General features: G+C 48.7%; 21 protein-coding genes. All 21 read right to left on the reverse strand.

The features are described 5' to 3' along the window. Positions 1-96 precede the first annotated feature (96 nt). On the reverse strand, positions 97-1236 hold the full coding sequence (locus ACQ76X_RS04865; protein ID WP_438491968.1) for a 1-deoxy-D-xylulose-5-phosphate reductoisomerase: 1140 nt from the start codon (positions 1234-1236) through the stop codon (positions 97-99). A 23-nt stretch (positions 1237-1259) separates the two neighbouring features. Continuing rightward, positions 1260-2063, reverse strand: coding sequence for a phosphatidate cytidylyltransferase (locus ACQ76X_RS04870; protein ID WP_438491970.1), 804 nt, complete (start codon positions 2061-2063; stop codon positions 1260-1262). Positions 2064-2084: 21 nt separating this feature from the next. Next, entirely contained in the window at positions 2085-2858 is a 774-nt protein-coding gene (locus ACQ76X_RS04875; RefSeq protein ID WP_438491972.1) for an isoprenyl transferase, read from the reverse strand. Positions 2859-2937: 79 nt separating this feature from the next. Beyond that, complete coding sequence (gene frr, locus ACQ76X_RS04880; protein WP_038593444.1) at positions 2938-3492, reverse strand: ribosome recycling factor; 555 nt, start codon at positions 3490-3492, stop codon at positions 2938-2940. Continuing rightward, positions 3492-4220, reverse strand: coding sequence for a UMP kinase (gene pyrH, locus ACQ76X_RS04885; RefSeq protein WP_038593446.1), 729 nt, complete (start codon positions 4218-4220; stop codon positions 3492-3494). Before pyrH ends, frr begins: the two co-directional genes overlap by 1 nt. A gap of 108 nt (positions 4221-4328) precedes the next feature. After that, entirely contained in the window at positions 4329-4979 is a 651-nt protein-coding gene (gene tsf / locus ACQ76X_RS04890; protein ID WP_438491974.1) for a translation elongation factor Ts, read from the reverse strand. Positions 4980-5108: 129 nt separating this feature from the next. Then, positions 5109-5810 carry a 30S ribosomal protein S2 gene (gene rpsB, locus ACQ76X_RS04895; protein WP_036692565.1) on the reverse strand — a complete coding sequence of 234 codons (702 nt, stop codon included), beginning with the start codon at positions 5808-5810 and terminating at the stop codon, positions 5109-5111. Between the two features lie 201 nt (positions 5811-6011). Further along, positions 6012-6638, reverse strand: a complete 627-nt coding sequence (locus ACQ76X_RS04900; protein ID WP_438491975.1) for an endolytic transglycosylase MltG — start codon at positions 6636-6638, stop codon at positions 6012-6014. Then, positions 6635-7213 (reverse strand): hypothetical protein, encoded by a 579-nt coding sequence (locus ACQ76X_RS04905; RefSeq protein WP_438491977.1) that lies wholly within the window; start codon positions 7211-7213, stop codon positions 6635-6637. Before ACQ76X_RS04905 ends, ACQ76X_RS04900 begins: the two co-directional genes overlap by 4 nt. Before the next feature lie 37 nt (positions 7214-7250). Next, the gene (locus ACQ76X_RS04910) at positions 7251-7562 is read right to left on the reverse strand and encodes a hypothetical protein (RefSeq protein WP_438491979.1); all 312 of its coding nucleotides are present in this window, start codon (positions 7560-7562) and stop codon (positions 7251-7253) included. A gap of 117 nt (positions 7563-7679) precedes the next feature. Beyond that, positions 7680-9083 (reverse strand): DUF342 domain-containing protein, encoded by a 1404-nt coding sequence (locus tag ACQ76X_RS04915; RefSeq protein ID WP_438491980.1) that lies wholly within the window; start codon positions 9081-9083, stop codon positions 7680-7682. 29 nt (positions 9084-9112) lie between these two features. Continuing rightward, positions 9113-9901, reverse strand: coding sequence for a FliA/WhiG family RNA polymerase sigma factor (locus ACQ76X_RS04920; protein ID WP_076110092.1), 789 nt, complete (start codon positions 9899-9901; stop codon positions 9113-9115). Positions 9902-9977: 76 nt separating this feature from the next. Continuing rightward, positions 9978-10391 carry a hypothetical protein gene (locus ACQ76X_RS04925; protein ID WP_438491982.1) on the reverse strand — a complete coding sequence of 138 codons (414 nt, stop codon included), beginning with the start codon at positions 10389-10391 and terminating at the stop codon, positions 9978-9980. Between the two features lie 2 nt (positions 10392-10393). Then, positions 10394-10891 carry a chemotaxis protein CheD gene (locus tag ACQ76X_RS04930; RefSeq protein ID WP_438491984.1) on the reverse strand — a complete coding sequence of 166 codons (498 nt, stop codon included), beginning with the start codon at positions 10889-10891 and terminating at the stop codon, positions 10394-10396. Beyond that, positions 10884-11510 carry a chemotaxis protein CheC gene (locus tag ACQ76X_RS04935; RefSeq protein ID WP_038593470.1) on the reverse strand — a complete coding sequence of 209 codons (627 nt, stop codon included), beginning with the start codon at positions 11508-11510 and terminating at the stop codon, positions 10884-10886. The genes ACQ76X_RS04930 and ACQ76X_RS04935 overlap by 8 nt, the downstream gene beginning before the upstream one ends. 3 nt (positions 11511-11513) lie before the next feature. After that, positions 11514-11975, reverse strand: a complete 462-nt coding sequence (locus tag ACQ76X_RS04940) for a chemotaxis protein CheW (RefSeq protein ID WP_038593472.1) — start codon at positions 11973-11975, stop codon at positions 11514-11516. Between the two features lie 27 nt (positions 11976-12002). After that, entirely contained in the window at positions 12003-14060 is a 2058-nt protein-coding gene (locus tag ACQ76X_RS04945; RefSeq protein ID WP_438491986.1) for a chemotaxis protein CheW, read from the reverse strand. A 34-nt stretch (positions 14061-14094) separates the two neighbouring features. Beyond that, positions 14095-15498 (reverse strand): protein-glutamate methylesterase/protein-glutamine glutaminase, encoded by a 1404-nt coding sequence (locus tag ACQ76X_RS04950; RefSeq protein WP_438491988.1) that lies wholly within the window; start codon positions 15496-15498, stop codon positions 14095-14097. Between the two features lie 38 nt (positions 15499-15536). Further along, complete coding sequence (locus ACQ76X_RS04955; RefSeq protein ID WP_038593478.1) at positions 15537-16412, reverse strand: MinD/ParA family protein; 876 nt, start codon at positions 16410-16412, stop codon at positions 15537-15539. Further along, the gene (locus ACQ76X_RS04960; RefSeq protein WP_438491990.1) at positions 16412-17842 is read right to left on the reverse strand and encodes a flagellar biosynthesis protein FlhF; all 1431 of its coding nucleotides are present in this window, start codon (positions 17840-17842) and stop codon (positions 16412-16414) included. Before ACQ76X_RS04960 ends, ACQ76X_RS04955 begins: the two co-directional genes overlap by 1 nt. Beyond that, positions 17839-19872: a flagellar biosynthesis protein FlhA gene (gene flhA, locus ACQ76X_RS04965; protein WP_438491992.1), complete on the reverse strand. Its 2034-nt coding sequence runs from the start codon at positions 19870-19872 to the stop codon at positions 17839-17841. The genes ACQ76X_RS04960 and flhA overlap by 4 nt, the downstream gene beginning before the upstream one ends. Positions 19873-19886: the final 14 nt, after the last annotated feature.

A 19886-nucleotide genomic window follows, 5' to 3' on the forward strand; every position in this document is an offset into this window, starting at 1 on the left:
TATTCCAAGGCCCTGCACAAGAGAATCAACTGTCCCACCCAATTTTTCAGGGCAAAGCAAATATTTCCATTTTCCAAGTGAATAAAGTGATTTATTTTAAAGTTTAACTGCAAGCTCCCGGGTCATCTCATCGCAATGCTGAATCTGCTGTAAATCCGGTTGATTGACATTCACCAGGCGCTGGAGCACTTCTTCAATAATCTCTTCAATACGCAGGAAGGGAATCTCATGCCGGAGAAAACGGGCAACTGCAATTTCATTAGCCGCGTTGAAGGCCGTGGTTGCCGTCCCCCCCGCTTTCCCGCATTCAATCGCCAGCTTCAAGGCTGGAAACCGCACAAAATCCATTTCCCGGAAAGTTAGTCGTCCTATTGCGGCAAGAGACAGCCGCGCCGCAGGCGATTCCCAACGTTCCGGATAGGTCAGCGCATATTGGATCGGGACCCGCATATCCGGATTTCCGAGCTGGGCGACAATACTGCTGTCCCGGAATTCTACATAGGAGTGAATGATACTCTCCGGATGCAGCAGGACATTTACCTGCTCATAGGGCAGACCGAACAGCCAATGCGCTTCAATGACCTCAAGTCCTTTGTTAACCATGGTTGCCGAATCAATTGTTATTTTGGCTCCCATACTCCAGTTGGGGTGGCGAAGCGCATCCTCTACGGAAACCTCCTTCAGCTGCTCGCGGGTGTAATCACGGAAGGACCCGCCGGAGGCGGTGATGGTAATGCTGGAAACATCCTCGCGGTTCTCACCGTTCAGACATTGAAAAATTGCGGAGTGCTCGCTGTCGATGGGCAGCAGCTTAACACCTTTACGGTTGGCAAGCTCGGTAACCAAATGCCCTGCCGTGACAAGCGTTTCCTTATTGGCTAGCCCAATATGCCGTCCGGCTTCGATCGCAGCAAGCGTTGACTGCAAGCCCACGCTGCCCACCACTGCCGTGACGACCGTATCAGCGTCCCCACCCGCAGCAATTTCTACCAATCCCTCACTTCCGTAAAAAAGCTCAATACCGGAAGGCAGCTCCGGTCTGATCTGCTCAGCGAGTTCTTTCGTGGACACTGATACTCGGCGAGGCTGAAAGCGGCGGACCTGCTCCAGAAGCAGGGCGGTATTGCTCCCTGCAGCCAAACCATCAACATCAAAAGAGTCCGGATGCATTGCAACTACATCCAGTGTTTGAGTGCCGATCGAGCCGGTAGATCCGAGAACACTTATTTTCTTCATATGTGAACCTTCTTTCCCGTCGTTTAATAGTAAGGCATAAGCATTACGATATGTACGAAAGGAAATACGATAATCCAGCTGTCGCAGCGGTCAAGAATTCCTCCATGACCTGGCAGCAGCGAGCCTGAATCCTTAATACCGTACACCCGTTTATAGGCAGATTGTACAAGATCTCCAAGCTGACCGAGCACAGCGCAGGACAAACCGATAAGCAGCGCGCGTCCGTAAGTCAGCAGATCAGGAACAAATATTGCGAAAACAATGGAAATTACGATAGAGATCAGTACCCCGCCAAGGGCTCCCTCTACCGTTTTATTGGGGCTGATTGCCGGCCAGAGCTTATTTCTCCCAATACTTCTCCCTACAAAATAAGCACCTGCGTCACTGCCCCAAATGCAGCACAGCAAAAGGAAGGTCCAGAAGAGCCCATGACCGTCGCCCGCAGCTCGGGCCACAGCCATATAGGAAAAGCCCATTCCTATGTATACAATCCCTGTGAACAGGAGTGAAGTAATCTTAATATCCTGCTTATTCTTACTGAATACCGTCACCAGCAGGAACAGCAGCAGCAGAAGCCATATGCCTTGTTCCCAGGACAGCCATGGATTCACTCCAAGCAGGCTCCAAGGAATCATGTAGCAGGCTACAGCAGCATAACCAAGTATCGCAGTACCACCAAACACCCGGACACCTGTCATTTTAACAAATTCATAAAACCCGATGAGCGCCATACCGGCAAGCAAAAGCTGATAAGCCCAGCCGCCCAAAAAACATAATCCCAAAAACACTGCTCCGGCAACAATTCCGGTAATCAATCGCTGCTTCAAAGATTTCCATCTCCCATCAGGCTACTTCAGTCCACCATAACGGCGTGTGCGTCTCTGGTACTCCGCCACAGCCTGCAGCAAATGCGTTTTATCAAACTCCGGCCAGAATACGTCTGTAAACCAGAGCTCACTGTAAGCGACCTGCCAGAGCATAAAGTTGCTGAGCCGCATCTCTCCACTGGTCCGGATCAGCAGATCCGGATCCGGCAGCCCGCCTGATAACAGCCGGCTGTCGATCAGCTCCGATGTAATCTCATCCGGGGACAGCAAGCCTGCTTGGATATCCTGACCCAATCCGCGCATGCAATCCTCGATTTCTTTACGTCCTCCGTAATTCAGGGCAAAATTTAATATAAGTCCAGTATTCCCTTGTGTCCGGGCAACGGCTTCTTCCATCGCCTTCCGGGTATGTGTAGGCAAAGCATCGGTATCACCCATCACGCGCACTTGTACGTTTTTCTCAATCAGCTCGTCCAGTTCAAGGGCCAGGAACTCCACAGGCAAACGCATCAGGAAGTCAACTTCATCCTTAGGACGTTTCCAGTTCTCTGTAGAAAAAGCGTACATGGTCAAAAACTCAACGCCCAGGTCATTGGCGGCAATTGTTGCACGTTTTACAGCTTTCATCCCATTCTGATGGCCGACAATGCGTGGCAAACCACGCCGTTTAGCCCAGCGCCCATTGCCGTCCATAATTACAGCCACATGCCGGGGAATGTTGTCCGGTGAAATCTCGACTGGCTGTGGCTCCTGCCTGTCTTTACGGCTCAGCCATGCTTGAATCCGTTTGATCATTTCCGTTTCCTCCAAGCTCTTATCAGAAAGAGACAAACCCCACCATAAACGGAGGGGCCCTGAAGTCTCTTGATTGTCATTATACTTCCATAATCTCTTTTTCTTTGGACAAGAGCACCTTATCAACTTCAGCTATGAACTTATCCGTTGATTTCTGAATATCTTCTTGGTGTCCGTGTGATTCATCTTCGGAGATGCCGTTCTTCTCCATTTTCTTGATATCATCGTTGGCATCACGGCGGATGTTGCGGATGGCTACCTTTGCTTCTTCACCGAACTTTTTGGTGAACTTCACAAGCTCAGTACGGCGTTCCTCGGTTAGCGCAGGGATGGACAAACGGATGATAGTACCGTCATTAGCCGGTGTAAGTCCCAGATCGGACTTCATAATTGCCCGTTCAATGTCGGAAAGCGATGATCTGTCCCAAGGTTGAATCAGCAGCGTCCGTGAATCCGGTGTGCTGATGTTGGCCAGCTGGTTGACAGGGGTAGGTGCACCATAATATTCAACTTGAATACGATCCAGCAGCGCTGTCGAAGCGCGTCCCGCCCGCAATGAGGCCAAATCACGTTTCAGCGATAAAATCGCTTTTTCCATACGCTCTTCGGCATTTTTCTTGACCGCTTGTGGCATTAATCTACACTCCCTTTAACAATCGTCCCGATCTTCTCACCGAGAACGACACGTTTGATATTGCCTTGCTCTGTAATAGCAAACACAATGAGCGGTATATTATTATCCATGCACAGAGAGGATGCAGTGGAATCCATGACGCCAAGATTTTTGTTCAGCACGTCCATGTAGGTCAGCTGCTCGTATTTCTCGGCAGTACTGTCTTTGAAAGGATCTGCTGAGTAGACACCGTCCACTTTATTCTTCGCCATCAGGATAACTTCTGCTTCAATCTCAGCTGCTCTGAGAGCTGCCGTCGTATCCGTCGAGAAGAAGGGGTTGCCTGTTCCTGCGGCAAAGATTACCACGCGGCCTTTCTCCAAATGGCGAATGGCACGGCGGCGGATGTACGGCTCAGCAATCTGCTGCATCGAAATGGAGGTCTGCACCCGGGTAGGAACATCGATTTGCTCCAATGCATCCTGCAGTGCAAGTGAGTTCATCACTGTTGCCAGCATCCCCATGTAGTCGGCTGTTGCACGGTCTATACCGCTTGCGCTTCCTGCGATCCCGCGCCAGATATTGCCTCCGCCGCAAACAATAGCGACTTGAACTCCAAGCTCAACAACTTCCTTGACCTGCTCTGCGATGGAAATAATCGTCTCGGCATCAATGCCATATCCGTTTTGTCCTGATAGTGACTCACCGCTTACCTTAAGGACTACTCTTTTAAATACCGGCTGTTCCAAATGTATACCCTCACTTTCTTACAAAAGACGGAACACGATTGTGCCTGTGTTCCGTTCATTTGATGCTTGCATTATTCAGTTCAATGAAGTTGTAATCCGACTTGTTTCTTATTGATTAACTTGCGCCATTACTTCTTCAACAAAGTTGTCGACTTTCTTTTCCAGACCTTCGCCCAGTTCAAAACGAACAAAACGACGGATGGAGATGTTTTCGCCAATAGTGCTGACCTTTTCGTTCAGCAGCTGGGAAATGGTTTTGTCCGGATCTTTAACGAAGGGTTGCTCAAGCAAACAATATTCTTCGTAGAACTTGCTGATACGGCCTTCAACCATTTTTTCAACGATTTTCTCAGGCTTGCCTTCATTAAGCGCTTGTGCCTTCAGAATTTCTTTTTCTTTCTCTACAGCTTCTGCCGGAACTTCTTCACGACGAACATACAGCGGGTTAGCTGCAGCAATTTGCATTGCGATATCGCGTGCAAATTCTTTGAAGGAATCCGTTTTACCTACGAAGTCAGTTTCGCAGTTGATTTCTACAAGCACGCCAATACGTCCGCCAGCATGGATGTAAGATTCCACTGTACCTTCAGTAGCGATACGTCCAGCTTTGTTAGCTGCTGCGGAAAGACCTTTTTCACGAAGCAATTCAGCGGCTTTGGTGATGTCATTGTTAGCTTCTTCAAGCGCCTTTTTGCAATCCAGCATCCCTGCGCCTGTTCTTTCACGAAGTTCCTTTACTGCTTTTGCATCTACTGCCATTGTTATTCCCTCCAGATAATTGTCGTTTTATACCATTTTGGTCCATTATCCTAAAAAAAGGGCAGTGAGAGGTTATCCACCTGCCAACCACCCTTTTCATTTAAGTTCTTGTTTGATTCCGGCTACTATTTAAGCAGTAGTTGTGTCTTCGCCCTGGTGAGCTTCGACAACGGCATCAGCCATTTTACCAGTAAGCAATTTCACGGCGCGGATTGCGTCGTCGTTGCCCGGGATAACATAGTCGATTTCGTCCGGATCACAGTTAGTATCAACGATAGCCACGATAGGAATACCCAATTTGCGAGCTTCCGCAACAGCGATGCGCTCTTTACGCGGGTCGATGATGAACAGCGCGCTTGGCAGACCTTTCATGTTCTTGATACCGCCCAGGAATTTTTCAAGACGATCTTTCTCTTTGCGGAGAAGGATTACTTCTTTCTTAGGCAGAACTGCGAAGGTACCGTCTTCTTCCCAAGCTTCCAGTTTCTTCAGGCGATCAATACGCTTCTGAATAGTTTGGAAGTTAGTCAGGGTACCACCCAGCCAACGTTGGTTAATGAAGAACATACCCGAACGTTCAGCTTCTTCTTTTACGGAATCTTGAGCTTGTTTCTTTGTTCCTACGAACAGGATTGTGCCGTTGTCGCCAGCGACGCTTTTTACAAAGTTGTAAGCTTCCTCTACCTTTTTAACCGTTTTTTGCAGGTCAATAATGTAAATTCCGTTTCTTTCAGTGAAGATATAACGATCCATCTTTGGATTCCAACGACGAGTCTGATGACCGAAGTGTACCCCAGCTTCGAGAAGCTGCTTCATGGAAATTACTGCCATCTTCACACACCTCCTAGTTTTGGTTTATTGTGTGTCTCCTCCGCCGCGTGTCATTTTTCTACAAGACTTTCTTCAGAAGAAAGCACCCCTTGTCGAAATCAACCGGCGTGTGTTTTAACACCGTCAATTACTATACCACAATAAAATAATGTATGCAACGATTCATGAAAAGTTTTGTGAATTTCAAAGTTCTAAGATAGATTATTTCACTGTAATCAGCTTGTCAATGATAACATTATTGCTCTCACCTTTAGTAAAGCTGTACCGTCCATATTGAATTTTCGTATTGGCTTTACGGCTTACTGCCGTCTGAAGAAACTTATTCTTATCCGTAATTACACCTGCTTTGACCAGCAAATCGGCAGTTTCCGTAAGTGTGCTGCCGGTAGGAATTGTAACAGATATCGAGCCGTTTACGGCAACCTCCGGAGTGGCTGGCGCAACTGGGGCACTGGATGGTTTCTTCTCGCTTGCAGGCTTTGACGGGGTAGCTGGCTCAGAAGGAGCAGCGGCAGCGCTTGGCTCCACCGCTGCTTGCGGCGTAGAAGCAGGCGAAGCTGGAGCGGCGGATTCAGTTGCTGACGGAACAACCGCAGCTGTCCCCTCTTTCCCCGATCCTTCTGTTCCCTCTCCTGTCTCACCTGTATTACTAGTGGCAGTAGGTGTCGCACTCGGATCGGTTATGGTAAGGTTCAGCTTCGCAGCTTCCTTGATTAGCTTCTCCTTGGACAAGGGAGCGGACCCCCCGGTGATCATCACTTGCAGCAGCAATGCACCTGCAATCAGGCCTGTACCTAGTCCGAACATGAAGGAACGATTCTTGATCATACCGTTTCCTCCTGCTTGGCCAGCTGCAGAATCAGTTGAACCTCTCCACGCTGAAGTCCTGCTGTCTTAGCGATAGCGTCAATAGACTTTCCTTGCTCATGTAGCTCGAACAATCGCGGATAACGCAATTTGATCGAGTTGACCGGCTTTGGTTTCGGCTCCGGCTGTTCTGCAGCGTGCTCTGTTGAAGGCGGTCTCACAGCTTCTGAAGCGCGGCTGGCTGAAGATTCCTTGGCAAATGAAGCTGTTAGCTGCAGCAGGCCCTTTTCTTCAGCCGTCAGACGCGTTTCAAGCAGCATTGAGTTCTTTTGCAGATCGGCAACTTGCTCCCGAAGTAAATCAATCTCCTCCTGCATTGCTGTTCTGTTGTTCTGGGATTGCTGTTTGATGCTGCTGACAAGCTGCAGCATTTTATCATTTTCCCGCTCGATGTCCGCCATATATAGTTCAAGCGCCGCTTCTGTTGCCTTTAGACTCTGCTTATCGGCTGAGTCTTCTTTTGCACGCGCCGGCAGTCTCAGGGCATAAACGATAGCAACAGCGCCTACCAGCACGATATATACCCATGGTTGCAAGTGCCCTATCTCCTTTTACATATCAAATTATATCCTCTCAGAGACTGAGATCGATCCGTCGGCCCTTATAGGGATGTTCAGCGTCATGAGACGTCTGCTGTTTCTCTTGTTGATGGGAAGAGGAATGACTTCCCGCATGATTTCCCTGGCTATCATCATTGCGCAGCGCAGATTCCGCAGATTCGTCAACCTCAGTGCTGCGATGAGCCAGCTCCGAGCTCTGCTTGACATTCTGTCCTGCGAGCTGCTGCTGATCCACAGCAGGACGATGCTGCAGCCCATGCTGGACTTTGCCCGCGTCAGTTGTCCGGGGCAGGGCAATCTGCAATTCCACCGGTTTCAGACTCATAGCAACCCTCTTCTCATAAATAGAAACGGACGGGCCGTCCCAAGATTCGCAAATCCTTCCGAAGCCTGCTGTATTTAGACATCAAGGATGGCCGGCCGCCTGTCGCTGCCCGCCTGATTAAACGTACGGCGCCAAAGTGATATCGCCTTCACTATAAATAAACACAACCCGTTCCGTAGGATCCTTGACAAAACGTGTATATCTGCCAATTACGATTTTGGAACCTCCGTAGATGGTCTTAACTACTTCCACCCTGGCTCTAACCGTATCCTCGAGCATTCTTTCAATTTCCAGTACACGCTCTTTAATGCGCTTCTCTTCACGCATATGCGATTGCTTGGTGGCATTCAGTTTCACGCGCAAAGCCACCTTATCAGGAGCAAGCTGACCATTGTTCGCCAATTGATTCAGCAGGTACAACGCTTTGTTGGTTTTATCCTCATTTTCAAGCAGCTGCCGCAGCTCCAGGCGCAGATCGTTAATCTCATTTCGGAGTTCTGGTACAACGCCAACCTCAATGGCCGTCGCCGTAGACATTGTATTTCCGATGGTTCTTGCTACAACTCTTTCACCGGCTTGTACAACTCCACCTACTATAAGTCCCTTTGAACCATTGCAAAGCACATCCCGGCCTGCCCGGATATTAGAGTGCATAATACTTTGGGAAACGATAACATCCTCTCCGGCGACGACATTTCCATCCTGGATGAACGATACTTTTACATTTTTGCCTGCACTAACGATTCCCTTGTTATATCCGATAATTCCGCCGGCAATCTCGATCGATCCCCCGGATATCAGTTCAGCACCTTCCACTCCGCCAACCACACGGATATCTCCGGCAGATTTAACCGTAAACCCGGTCAAGACATTGCCACGAATAACAACTGTCCCTACAAAATCAATATTCCCCGTACTGTAATCAACATCACCGTTGACTTCATAAACCGGGAAAACATTGACCTTGCCCTTCTCCGTCAGAGTAACGAGTCCGTCCATCGCGGCATACATCGAAGTTTCATCTTGATCGATCAGCACATTTTTACCGACTTTAAAGTGGGCATCTTTACCCGCTCTATACGGAATTTCCTCGCCGGTAACCATCTTGCCACTTTTGCCGGGCATCGGCGGAATTTTTCTGGCAATCAACTGGCCTTTTTTAACATTGTGAAGCCGGACCAGGTCCTTATAATCGACCTTGCCATCAGCTTTTTCGAGCGGTTTGCGGTCCTCCTCCATGTCAATAGTAAGGACCACACGCCCATCCGTACCATTCACCGCGGGATCACCAATCGCAATTGGCACCCTGTTGAAGAAATACTCTTCTGGATTGCTGCTGATTCGCTGTACAATATCCCGCTGAATACCGTAACGAATATTGTGACTGTTTAGGAAGCTTTCGAGATCTTCACTCGAACAGGAGAAGTTTTCATCCCTCTTGGAAAATTGGAGGTACGCAATCCCTTTATCCTCCGAAAACGTGATACTCACGTACTGGTTCAAAGCATAATTACCGATCAATTTTGCTCCCCCTTGTCACCGTCGCCCGGTTAATCGTTTTGCATGAGAAGATCGCGATTTTTCTCAAGTGTTCCTCTCAGCCGCAAAATAGCTTTTGAATGAAGCTGCGAAATCCGTGAAGGCGACAGTGACATCACCTCGGCGATCTCGCTTAATGATAAATCTTCATAATATAAAAGGGACACAACGGTCCTTTCTTTCACCGTTAGTTTCTCGATGCCTTTAGTGAGCGTATCGCGCAAATAAAACTCATTTACTTTGCGATCCGGATTTTTGGCTTTATCATCCACCAGGATGGACAAGCGTGTCTCTGATTCTTCCTCGCGAATAGGATCCTCTAGTGAGCAGAGCGACATTACTGCTACGTCCTGCAGCATATTCTGAAATTCCGTCTCCGAAACATTCAGATATTCGCTCATTTCCTCGTCACTGACTGATCTTAGGTATTTCTGCTCCAGCTGCTGGTAAGCATCTTCGATTTTTTTGGCTTTCTCCCTCACGGACCTGGGAACCCAGTCGCTCTGGCGCAATGAATCAAGAATCGCTCCACGTACACGCCAGGAAGCATAAGTCTGAAACTGGAGCCCCCGCTTATAGTCGAATTTCTCGATGGCATCAATCAAACCCATGACACCGTTGCTGGCCAAATCATCTTTAGATACATTTTTGGGTAATCCGACTGCCAAGCGGCTGGACACGTAATCTACAATATGGAGGTAATTCTCAATCAGCTTTTTTTTGGCTTCGGGATTACCTTGCTCTTTCCACTGTTCCCAGAGCCCGTCAGTTTCCGATTGAGAAGCTTTATGCTCGTTCAACGGCTTTCACCCTTCCCAAAGTTTAGTCAGCGGGCATAACACGGAACAGGTGAGCCACTTCCGCAATAGCACACGCTTATTCTTCTTTCAGGTGACGAACGGCCTTGGCCAATTCTTCAGGATCTTTCATAGAGACCAGTTTAGGCGGCTGCAGCGGTGTAAAACCTTCACTGCTTCCGCTTTCTTCGGCCGGCTTCGGTTTCAGCAGGTTTATTAATTCTTCATCCTCATCCGGAGTAATGACATCGAAATTGCCACCCAGCGCCTCGTTGCCCTCTAAGTTTGTCTCAGCATCTTCTGGCTCTGCGGACTGTCCAGCAATAAAACCCAATACCCATGTTAAGAGGAATGCAAGCACAAACCAAATAATAAATCCAAAACTGGCCCGAATTAAACTTGTTCCAAGTAAATTATGCCCATAGTTCACAAAAAAGGTAAACAAAAATCCTATCGCTCCGACGATGATGTTCACTACTATTTTTCTGCTCATGGTTATATTTCCCTAGTGCCTTTTTGCACGCTGCGGATATAGAGTATACCGGTACTGCAGGAAATTTCAATGGTGCGGCCAAAATTGCCGCCCGTGTCCTCAGCAATCAAAGGGATCTTTAGCGCCTCCAAAGCAAGCTTACAGGATTCCACATTACGAGGCCCGATCCTCATGGTGTCATTCCCCCCGGCAAAGGCAAACATTTGAGAGCCTCCGGCCATCTTGGCCACGATCCGGCTGCGCATTGCTCCAAGTGCAAGCAAGCGGTTCAGAAGCTCCGGCACTGCGGTATCTGCAAATTTGGCAATGTTCATTTGTCCCTCACGTGCAATATCCGACGAAGGCAGCATCACATGCGCCATCCCCGCCAGCTTCTTCCCAGGATCAAACAATGTAAGCCCCACGCAGGAACCAAGACCTGTTGTGCGCACAAGGCTGTCTTGGCTTCCTACATTAAGATCTGCCATACCTACTTTAATAATGCTTTTTTCTTCAATCATTATCAAACGGTACTCCTAATGATTTAAAGATCTTCGGGAATGATTCTGGATCGGGAATAAGAAAGAACTGTCCTTCAATTTCGTCCTTGCCTTCCAGGAAAGTCGTGTCGATCAGCAAAGCATCATCGCCCATCTGACCGAACTGCAGCAGACCGTAGCCCAGAATGGCCCCGGCCATGTCCATGGCCAGTGCAGGCACTGTAGGGTACATGGAAAGCGAGGTGAAGTCGGCAAGGGAAGACAGGTAAGACCCGGCAAGAATGTTGCCAATTTCATTCAATGCCGAAAGCTCCATTTCACCCAGTTCCTGCTCGGGAGAAATCTCAATACCGGCAACCCGGTTAAGCAGGCTTATAGCCGCTTCCGGAGTAAGAATGAAAAAGAGATTGCCCGGTGCTTCACCCTCGACCCGCAGGAAAACCGCATATACCAATTCTTCTGCTCCTCCGACCTTTTCAGTGATTTCTTCAAAGCTCAGCAGCTGCACTTTCGGAACAGCCATGTCGATCGGCTTGCCAAGAAGCTGAGATAACGCGGTGGCGGCGTTACCAGCTCCAATGTTGCCCACTTCCTTAAGGACATCCATTTTAAAATCCTTGAAGTTTTTGAAAAGCTCCATATGTTAGCCCTCTAGGCTTTCCAATTGCACGATTTCGCCCTTGTTCAGCACCTCGTTCAAATTGAGCATGATCAGCAACCGTTCTTCTCCAATTTTGGCCACCCCGTCCAGATACTTCGCTCTGATGCCGCCCACAACCTCAGGTGGTGTATCAATGGAATCGCGGTTCAAGTCAATAACATCATTGGCCGAGTCCACAATAAAGCCGACTTCCATTGCATTTACATTGACGATAATGATACGGGTCTGATCAGTATGATCAGCTTCCTCAATACCGAAACGGCCCCGCAAATCAATTACCGGAATAACCACTCCGCGCAAATTGATAACTCCCTTAATAAAGGAGTAGGTCTTCGGCACACGGGTAATTGGCATCATGCGTTCAATAGTTTGGACTTTCTCCACTTCAATGCCGTACTCTTCAGAGCCTAGTTTAAACACGATTACTTTGATATCTTCAGCCATGGAATGAACCTCCCTGTTCTATCCTGATTATTTAATAAAAGCATTCGGATCAATAATAAGTGCAACCTGACCGTCACCAAGTATGGTCGCCCCGGAGATGCCTTGAACCTCAGGCAGATACTTGCCAAGATTCTTGATGACGATTTCGTTCTGCCCAATAAAATCCTGAACCGCTAGGGCTACGAGGCGTTCCCCTTTGCGGACTACTACTATTTCCGTTTCCTCTTCAGTACTTTCATCAAAATCAGGCACCGAGAAGAATTTGCTCAGTGATAGCAGAGGGATATGACCGTTACGGAATTCAATCATTTTGTTGCTATGAATCGTGCGGATCTGAGTTTTCTTCACAATCCCAGTCTCCACGATGGAAGAAAGCGGGATGGCATATTTCTCGGAACCAAGCCGCACCAGCATGGCCGCAATAATTGATAAGGTTAGTGGAAGCTGTACTGAAAAGTTAGTTCCTTTGCCGAAGGTGGAATAAACAACTACGTTGCCGCCAAGAGAAGTAATCTTGGATTTCACGACATCGAGTCCAACTCCGCGCCCCGATACGTCAGAGATAACCTCTGCGGTACTAAAGCCCGGTGAGAACAAAAGTTGAATGGCTTCATCATCCGAATAGCCAGCAGCCTGATCCTGAGTAAGAATCCCCTTCTTAACAGCAGATTTCAGGATTTTCTGCGGATTGATTCCGGCGCCGTCCTCCTCAATTTCGATAAAGACGTGATTGCCGCTATGGAAAGCTCGCAGATTTATCGTACCCGTCTCCGGTTTGCCGGCAGCAATACGCTCCTGTACGCCTTCAACCCCATGGTCAACGGCATTACGGAGCAAATGCACCAGCGGATCACCGATCTCATCAATAACAGTACGGTCAAGCTCTGTTTCAGCACCAGTAACGATCAGATCGATTTTTTTGTCCAGAGATTTGGCAAGATCACGAACCATGCGGGGGAAACGGTTAAATACAGTGTCGACCGGTACCATGCGCAGCTTCATGACAATGTTCTGCAAATCGCCGCTGACCCGTCCCATATGTTCAACAGTCTCAGTAAGGTCGCTATTCTGCACTTCTGTAGCCAGCTGTTCCAGACGGACACGATCGATCAGCAGTTCACTGAACAGGTTCATCAGCACATCCAGGCGTTCGATATCTACGCGGATCGTCCGGGAAGGCGCTGCAACTGTTTTGGCAGCTGCCGCTTTGATTGCTTCTTCTCTGACCAGCGCTGCAGCCGGTGCCGCTGCGGGAGCAGCCGCCTCTTGAACCGGTGCTTCCACAGTAGCGGCAGCCATATCCTGCACCATCTGTTCCAGTGTCTCTTGATCAAGGGCTAAAGCCGTAACCTTATCAATTTCCGATAAGTTTAGAATCATGGATTGAATTTCACTTGCGTCCTTTTGGGTTATGTAATAGAGGGAAAAGCCGTAATCGAATTTTTCCTGCTCTATATCCTGAACCGAAGGGAAGGATTTGACCACCTCTCCTGAACGTTCCAGAAGATCGAAAACCATATATGCCCGCACCGCTTTAAGCTGACAATCCTGACGGATCGCTACGTCCACATAAAGCACCTGATGGCCTTCCTGCAGCGACTGCTGCAGAACCGAGTATTGGAATTCATCTAAAAACACCGGAGCGTCTCCAGTCTTTTGAGCTGCAGCTGTAACCTCGGCAGCGGCACCGGCCGCAGTAGGAACTTCACCTCGAACAATGGCCTGAAGAGAAGTCACGATTGCCGAGACATCCGCCTTACCTTCGCCCCCAGCCGTAATATCCTCAACCATTGATTCCAGGGCATCCAGACTTTTGAACAGTGTGTCAAAAATGAAATCCTGCATCCGCAGCTTGTTATTGCGCACTAAATCCAGAACATTTTCCATCTGGTGGGTAAGAGAAGCCAAATCCTCAAAACCCATCGTAGCCGCCATACCTTTTAAGGTGTGCGCAGAGCGGAATATTACCTGTACAATACTCAGATCATCAGGATTTGCTTCCAACCCCATCATACTTTCGTTCAATGACTGCAGATGATCATTTGACTCATCAATAAACATGGATAAATATTGGTTCATGTCCACTAACGAGCACCTCCCCTTCAAGTTCGCTTTTCCATTATTTAACGGCTTGCACCAGCCTTGGAGCAATTTCATGCAAAGGCAGGATATGTTTAACGCAATTCAATTCCACCGCAGATCGCGGCATTCCATATACAACGCAGGTTTCTTCACTTTCAGCGAAGGTTGAGGTTACACCCGAATCATATAGGGATTTCATCATTCTGGCACCATCGCTGCCCATACCCGTCATAATCACCGCATGCCGTTCCAGCGTGGTAAGCGGCAATAGTGATTCGAACATCATGTCCACAGATGGACGATGCCCATTGCGGGCATCCTCACTCGTAAGCTCAATCGCATATTGTCCGCCCGCTGCTGGAACAACCTTCAGATGATAACCTCCGGGAGCGATATAAGCCGCTCCTTGGCGAAGGATCATGCCATGCTCCGCTTCTGCAACCTCAAGCGGGCTAAAGGTATTAAGCCGCTGGGCTAATGATTTGGTGAAATTGGGCGGCATATGCTGGACAATGACTATCGGTGCCGGAAATTCAGCCGGGATGTTCTCCAAAAACGCCTTGAGCGCACGTGGCCCGCCTGTAGAGCAGCCTACAGCAACAAGCTTGCGCAGCCCTTTAGTACTGCCGGACTTCCGGTCAGCCGAAGCTGCAGGAGGTTCGACGAAAGTACCGGGAACACCATCCAGTTGCAGACGTACATCAGGTGTGACTGGAGTAGCGGTCGCTTTGGAGCGGTTTTTTGCTTTTTCAGAAGATGCCGGGGTTACCGGAGCTGCAGTAGGCTTGACAGGATTTCGCGGGGATCCGCTATTCCCTGGCTGCTTATCAAGCAAATTCTTGCCCGTTTCCTTAGGGGACGCGGTCTTTGCCTCCGGCTTCAGCTTGTCTCGTGCTGATGTGCCGGGAACTTCCGCGGCTTTTGCTTTCTTGGGAAGTTCCTGCTTGCGTACAGGAGGATCTGCCAGAGGTTTTGGAATAACCGCAGCTGGCGGCTTGTCCTCACTCTTGGAGGCAGATGCTCGAGCTTCACGCTGCTCACGGGCCATCATCGCTTCTTTCATTTGCTCCCGCAGAGATTCTCCTACAGCAATAATATCCTGGGAGTTGGAAATGGATGGCTTACGTATGAAATCAAATGCTCCTGACTCCAGCGCCATAATCGTTTCCTTCATGCCCTGCTCATTGATTCCTGAGAGCATGATCACCGGCAGCGGACGCTGGGCCATTATTATTTTCAGCGCCTCCAGGCCGTTCATTTCCGGCATCTCCACATCCATCGTTACCAGATCCGGAGAAAGCTGATTCACTTTCTCAATAGCTTCACGGCCGTTTGAAGCCGTAGCGGTGACCTGGAAGTTCGCGTCATTTTCAATTAAATCGGAAATGATCTTGCGCATAAATGCAGAATCATCAACAACCAAAACTTTATATGGCTTCATATCATTTCCACCTCTGCTCCTCTAATTCAGAACAATTATTATTTACGCTTCAACCACCTGTTGATAAATCCCTTTATGCCCTCTACCTTGCTTGGTTCCGCTGAATCTGCGGCCAAATAGTTTTGGGCAAGCCGCTGTACGTCTTTGGCTGCTGCACTGTTCGGAAAAGCCACTGAGAATGGAACTTGTTTCTTAACTGCCTGAACAACATGTGCATCACTACTCATATACCCGAGAAAAGGAATATCTAATTGTAAAAAGCGGCTTGCCGCCATACGGATTTTGTCGCTGGTTGCTTTCGCTTCCCTCTCGTCTCCTGCTTGGTTCACAATCAGTCTAAAGGAAGTTTCGGGAAAGGAATTGTGCACTACCTTCATCAATGCATATGCATCAGTTATAGCTGTAGGCTCAGGGGTTGTTACCACAAGGCAATCATCCGCCGAGCTAATAAATTTGAGTGTTTCTTTGGAAAGTCCTGCCCCCGTATCGAACAGGATAAAATCCATAGTATCAGCAATTTGCGCAATCTGTGTTGTAAAGTAATTCAAATCTGATTCCGAGAGAGAAAACAGCTCATCCATACCCGATCCGCCTGCAATGAATTGTAGACCGCCTGGGCCCGTCTGAATAATTTGTCCGATATCCGCCTCTCTTTTCAGCAGATGGTACAAATTATATTTAGAAGAGACACCCATTAACACGTCTATATTGGCCATTCCGATATCGGCGTCGAACAATAGTACCTTACGGCCCATTGCCTTCAACGCTAATGCAAAGTTCAGCGTGAAATTCGACTTTCCGACACCGCCTTTTCCACTGCATACAGTGATGATTCTGGCGGAAACCCCGTCTTTAGGCACGAGTTTGGTGTCCTTGTTGGACACCAGCTGTCTCAAGGACTGCGCCTGATCCATTACGCCCCTCCTGTTCCCAGCAACATCCCTGATAGATGCTCTTTGGTAGCCATTAGCAGGTCATCTGGCACATTCTGGCCATTCGTTATATAAGACAGCATAAGAGGGAAGTCATTCAGAACATTAAATAGCGGACCATAGCTTCCTGTCTCGTCCAGCTTTGTGAAGATAACCTTGTCAAGCTGGTAACGGCCGAAATGCTCGGCGATCGTCTTCATATCGCGGCTTTTTGAGGTCAGGCTGAGTACAAGGAAAGTTTCACTCTTAAGTTCCTTGGCCAGCAGGCTCTGAAGTTCAGCGACGAGCATCTCATTGCGGTAATTCCGTCCTGCCGTATCCATCAAAACGAGGTCACAGCTCTCCAGGCGGAACAACGCTCTTTGCAAATCTCCCGGGGACTGAACAACCTCCAGCGGAATATTCAGTATCGATGCATACGTACGCAGCTGCTCCACCGCGGAAATCCGGTAAGTGTCGGAGGTAATGAGGCCGACCTTCCTGCCTTGTTTAAACAGCTGCTCTGCCGCCAGCTTGGCGATTGTTGTTGTTTTGCCCACTCCGGTTGGCCCGGCAATGTAAACAATCCGCGTATCCGCCGCAATCCCGCTTGCAATACGGCCTGACAGAAATTCATCCACCTGAGCTTTCAGCATTTCACCGAATTGATCGGGAGCTCCGGTACGCCCCTCATCATTCCAGCGGGTAAATACATTGCTGATCCATTCCTCCACCAGCACCGGGTCAGTCTCCTGGTCCAGTAAACGGATTTTAAGCTGTTCCAGCTGCTCAGGCAATTCCACTCCGTTTGAAGAGTAGCGGGCGATACGTTCCATCCAGTGCTTCATGTCCCTGATTTCACGAAGGACATCACTTTCCGCTACCGAGACTGTGGAAGGATTGGGGTCAGCACCAAAGTTCTCGTAAAGTGCCGTGACGGAACCTGGCTGTTCCTTCGGTGCAGAGGCCTGCATTGCATATGCAAGCTCTCTATCCAATTCCTCTTTCTGTTCCTCAACAGCAGTTACGGTTGCAGTTGCAGTTGAAGGCAGAACGGCTACATTCCCTCCTGCCTCAGAAATCCCGGAGGCTTCCGATATGGCAGCGGCAATTTCAGCAAAGCTCCGGCCAGCAGCAGGCTCCTTCGTGAGCGATGCTGGCGGTGATGATGCTGTGGCGGCTTTCTGATAGGCCTGTGGCACTGCACTACGCGGAACATTCAGCGATTGTACAGGGGCCTTATCAGGTACAGCCGGCTTTCGCACCTCTTCCACTGCGGCTACAACTTCAATTTTTTTCTTTTTAAACATGCCCATAAATCCGCCGACTTTAACTTCCTTGGTGCTTAGGATGACGGCATCGCTTCCTAGCTCGCTGCGGATGGAATGCATGGCGTCAGGCATCGTATCGACCACATAACGCTTCACTCTCATAAGTTCACCACTCCAACGCTTTGAATTTCGATATTAGGTTCCAGTTCGCTGTAGGACAACACCGGAATATCCTGCATCGTCCGCTCAATAACCTGCCGCAAATACATACGAATGGTCGGTGAAGTCAGTACGATAGGCTGCTGTCCGGACTGAAGCAAACGGTTGATCTGTTCCGTAAGCCGCTGATACACGGTTTGTGTCGAAACCGGATCCAGTGCCAGATAGCTGCCCTGTTCCGTTTGCTGCACACTTTCGGAAATTTTCTTCTCCAAATTAGGCCCGACAGTAATTACACGCAGCGTCTCTCCCGCTTGGGAAAATTGCTGTGTAATCTGTCTCGACAACGACTGGCGGACATACTCGGTCAGGATATCAGGATCTTTGGTGTAAGTACCATAGTCAGCCAGCGTTTCGAAGATCGTCACCAAATCGCGGATCGAAATCTTTTCACGCAGCAGCTTGCCGAGCACCTTCTGAACATCACCAATTGCCAGTACCGAAGGAATAAGTTCATCAACCAGCACGGGGTAATTCTCCCGGAGATTGTCGACCAGCTGTTTGGTTTCCTGACGTCCTAGCAGCTCATGCCCATGACGTTTGATCAGCTCCGTCAAATGCGTAGCAACCACGGAAGGCGGATCAACTACGGTGTAGCCGGATAATTCCGCCCGTTCTTTCACCGATTCGTCAATCCAAAGTGCCGGAAGTCCAAAAGATGGTTCAACAGTCTCAATACCGTTTATAGATTCATCATCATAACCGGGACTCATGGCAAGATAGTGATTAAGTAATAATTCACCACCGCCGACATTATTCCCTTTAATTTTTATGACATATTCATTCGGTTTTAGCTGAATATTGTCGCGAATACGAATAACAGGTACCACAAGTCCCATTTCTAGGGCACATTGCCGTCTAATCATGATAATTCTGTCGAGTAAATCTCCGCCCTGACCTGTATCGGCCAGAGGAATAAGTCCGTAACCGAACTCAAATTCAATGGGATCCACTGTAAGCAAGTTTATGACGCTCTCCGGACTCCGCACTTCTTCAATCTGCTTCTCCTCAACCAGTTGTTCCTCGGCAATCTGTTTTTGGTTTGCCTTCTGGCCCATGCTGTAAGCCGCATATCCCATGAGTGCTGCCAGGGGCAAGGTAGACATTACTGTAATCGGAGTGAAGAATCCAAGGAATGCAATTGTCGCCGCAACGATGTACAAGAGCTTCGGATAGGACAATAATTGGCCTGTCAAATCCTCTGCCAGGTTTCCTTCTGACGCCGCCCGTGTAACGATCAAACCGGAAGCGGTTGAAATGAGCAAAGCAGGAATTTGGCTGACCAGTCCATCACCAATTGTCAGTACGGAATATGTCGAAAGTGCATCCTGAAACGACAGTCCATGAATAGTCATCCCGATGACGAAACCGCCGATCAGGTTGATCAGCAAGATGATGATACTGGCAATTGCGTCACCTTTGACGAATTTACTCGCACCATCCATTGATCCGAAGAAGTCAGCTTCGCGTTCAACATTCCGGCGGCGTTCCCGTGCCTGCTGTTCATTAATCATCCCTGCATTCAAATCAGCATCAATACTCATTTGTTTACCGGGCATCGCGTCCAATGTAAACCGGGCGCCTACTTCAGCAACACGTTCCGAACCTTTGGTAATAACAATGAACTGCACAACAACCAGAATTAGAAAGACGATGAATCCGATAGCGATTTGTCCCCCGGCAATCCAACTGCCGAACGTGGCAACAACTTCACCCGCATGACCATCCTTAAGGATCAGCTTGGTAGTGGAAATGTTGAGTGCGAGACGGAATAACGTTGTGATCAACAGCAAAGAAGGGAAAATCGAAAATTGCAGCGGATCCTTTGTATTCATTGCGACCAAAATAATGGTTAGTGCTATCGAAATATTGACAATCAGCAGTACATCCAGAAGCCAGACCGGGATGGGCAGAATCATCATAAGCACAATACCGATAACGCCCAGTAGAACTGTTAGATCTTTAGCTTTCAATGTCCTTTACCTCC

Source organism: Paenibacillus sp. IHBB 3054, from assembly GCF_051594305.1.
Taxonomy (GTDB): Bacteria; Bacillota; Bacilli; order Paenibacillales; family Paenibacillaceae; genus Paenibacillus_AQ.

Coding starts and splice junctions, on each gene's coding strand:
- ACQ76X_RS04865 (WP_438491968.1), bottom strand. CDS start 1,236: ATGAAGAAAATAAGTGTTCTCGGATCTACCGGCTCGATCGGCACTCAA.
- ACQ76X_RS04875 (WP_438491972.1), bottom strand. CDS start 2,858: ATGATCAAACGGATTCAAGCATGGCTGAGCCGTAAAGACAGGCAGGAG.
- frr (WP_038593444.1), bottom strand. CDS start 3,492: ATGCCACAAGCGGTCAAGAAAAATGCCGAAGAGCGTATGGAAAAAGCG.
- tsf (WP_438491974.1), bottom strand. CDS start 4,979: ATGGCAGTAGATGCAAAAGCAGTAAAGGAACTTCGTGAAAGAACAGGC.
- rpsB (WP_036692565.1), bottom strand. CDS start 5,810: ATGGCAGTAATTTCCATGAAGCAGCTTCTCGAAGCTGGGGTACACTTC.
- ACQ76X_RS04900 (WP_438491975.1), bottom strand. CDS start 6,638: ATGATCAAGAATCGTTCCTTCATGTTCGGACTAGGTACAGGCCTGATT.
- ACQ76X_RS04910 (WP_438491979.1), bottom strand. CDS start 7,562: ATGAGTCTGAAACCGGTGGAATTGCAGATTGCCCTGCCCCGGACAACT.
- ACQ76X_RS04925 (WP_438491982.1), bottom strand. CDS start 10,391: ATGAGCAGAAAAATAGTAGTGAACATCATCGTCGGAGCGATAGGATTT.
- ACQ76X_RS04930 (WP_438491984.1), bottom strand. CDS start 10,891: ATGATTGAAGAAAAAAGCATTATTAAAGTAGGTATGGCAGATCTTAAT.
- ACQ76X_RS04935 (WP_038593470.1), bottom strand. CDS start 11,510: ATGGAGCTTTTCAAAAACTTCAAGGATTTTAAAATGGATGTCCTTAAG.
- ACQ76X_RS04940 (WP_038593472.1), bottom strand. CDS start 11,975: ATGGCTGAAGATATCAAAGTAATCGTGTTTAAACTAGGCTCTGAAGAG.
- ACQ76X_RS04950 (WP_438491988.1), bottom strand. CDS start 15,498: ATGAAGCCATATAAAGTTTTGGTTGTTGATGATTCTGCATTTATGCGC.
- ACQ76X_RS04955 (WP_038593478.1), bottom strand. CDS start 16,412: ATGGATCAGGCGCAGTCCTTGAGACAGCTGGTGTCCAACAAGGACACC.
- ACQ76X_RS04960 (WP_438491990.1), bottom strand. CDS start 17,842: ATGAGAGTGAAGCGTTATGTGGTCGATACGATGCCTGACGCCATGCAT.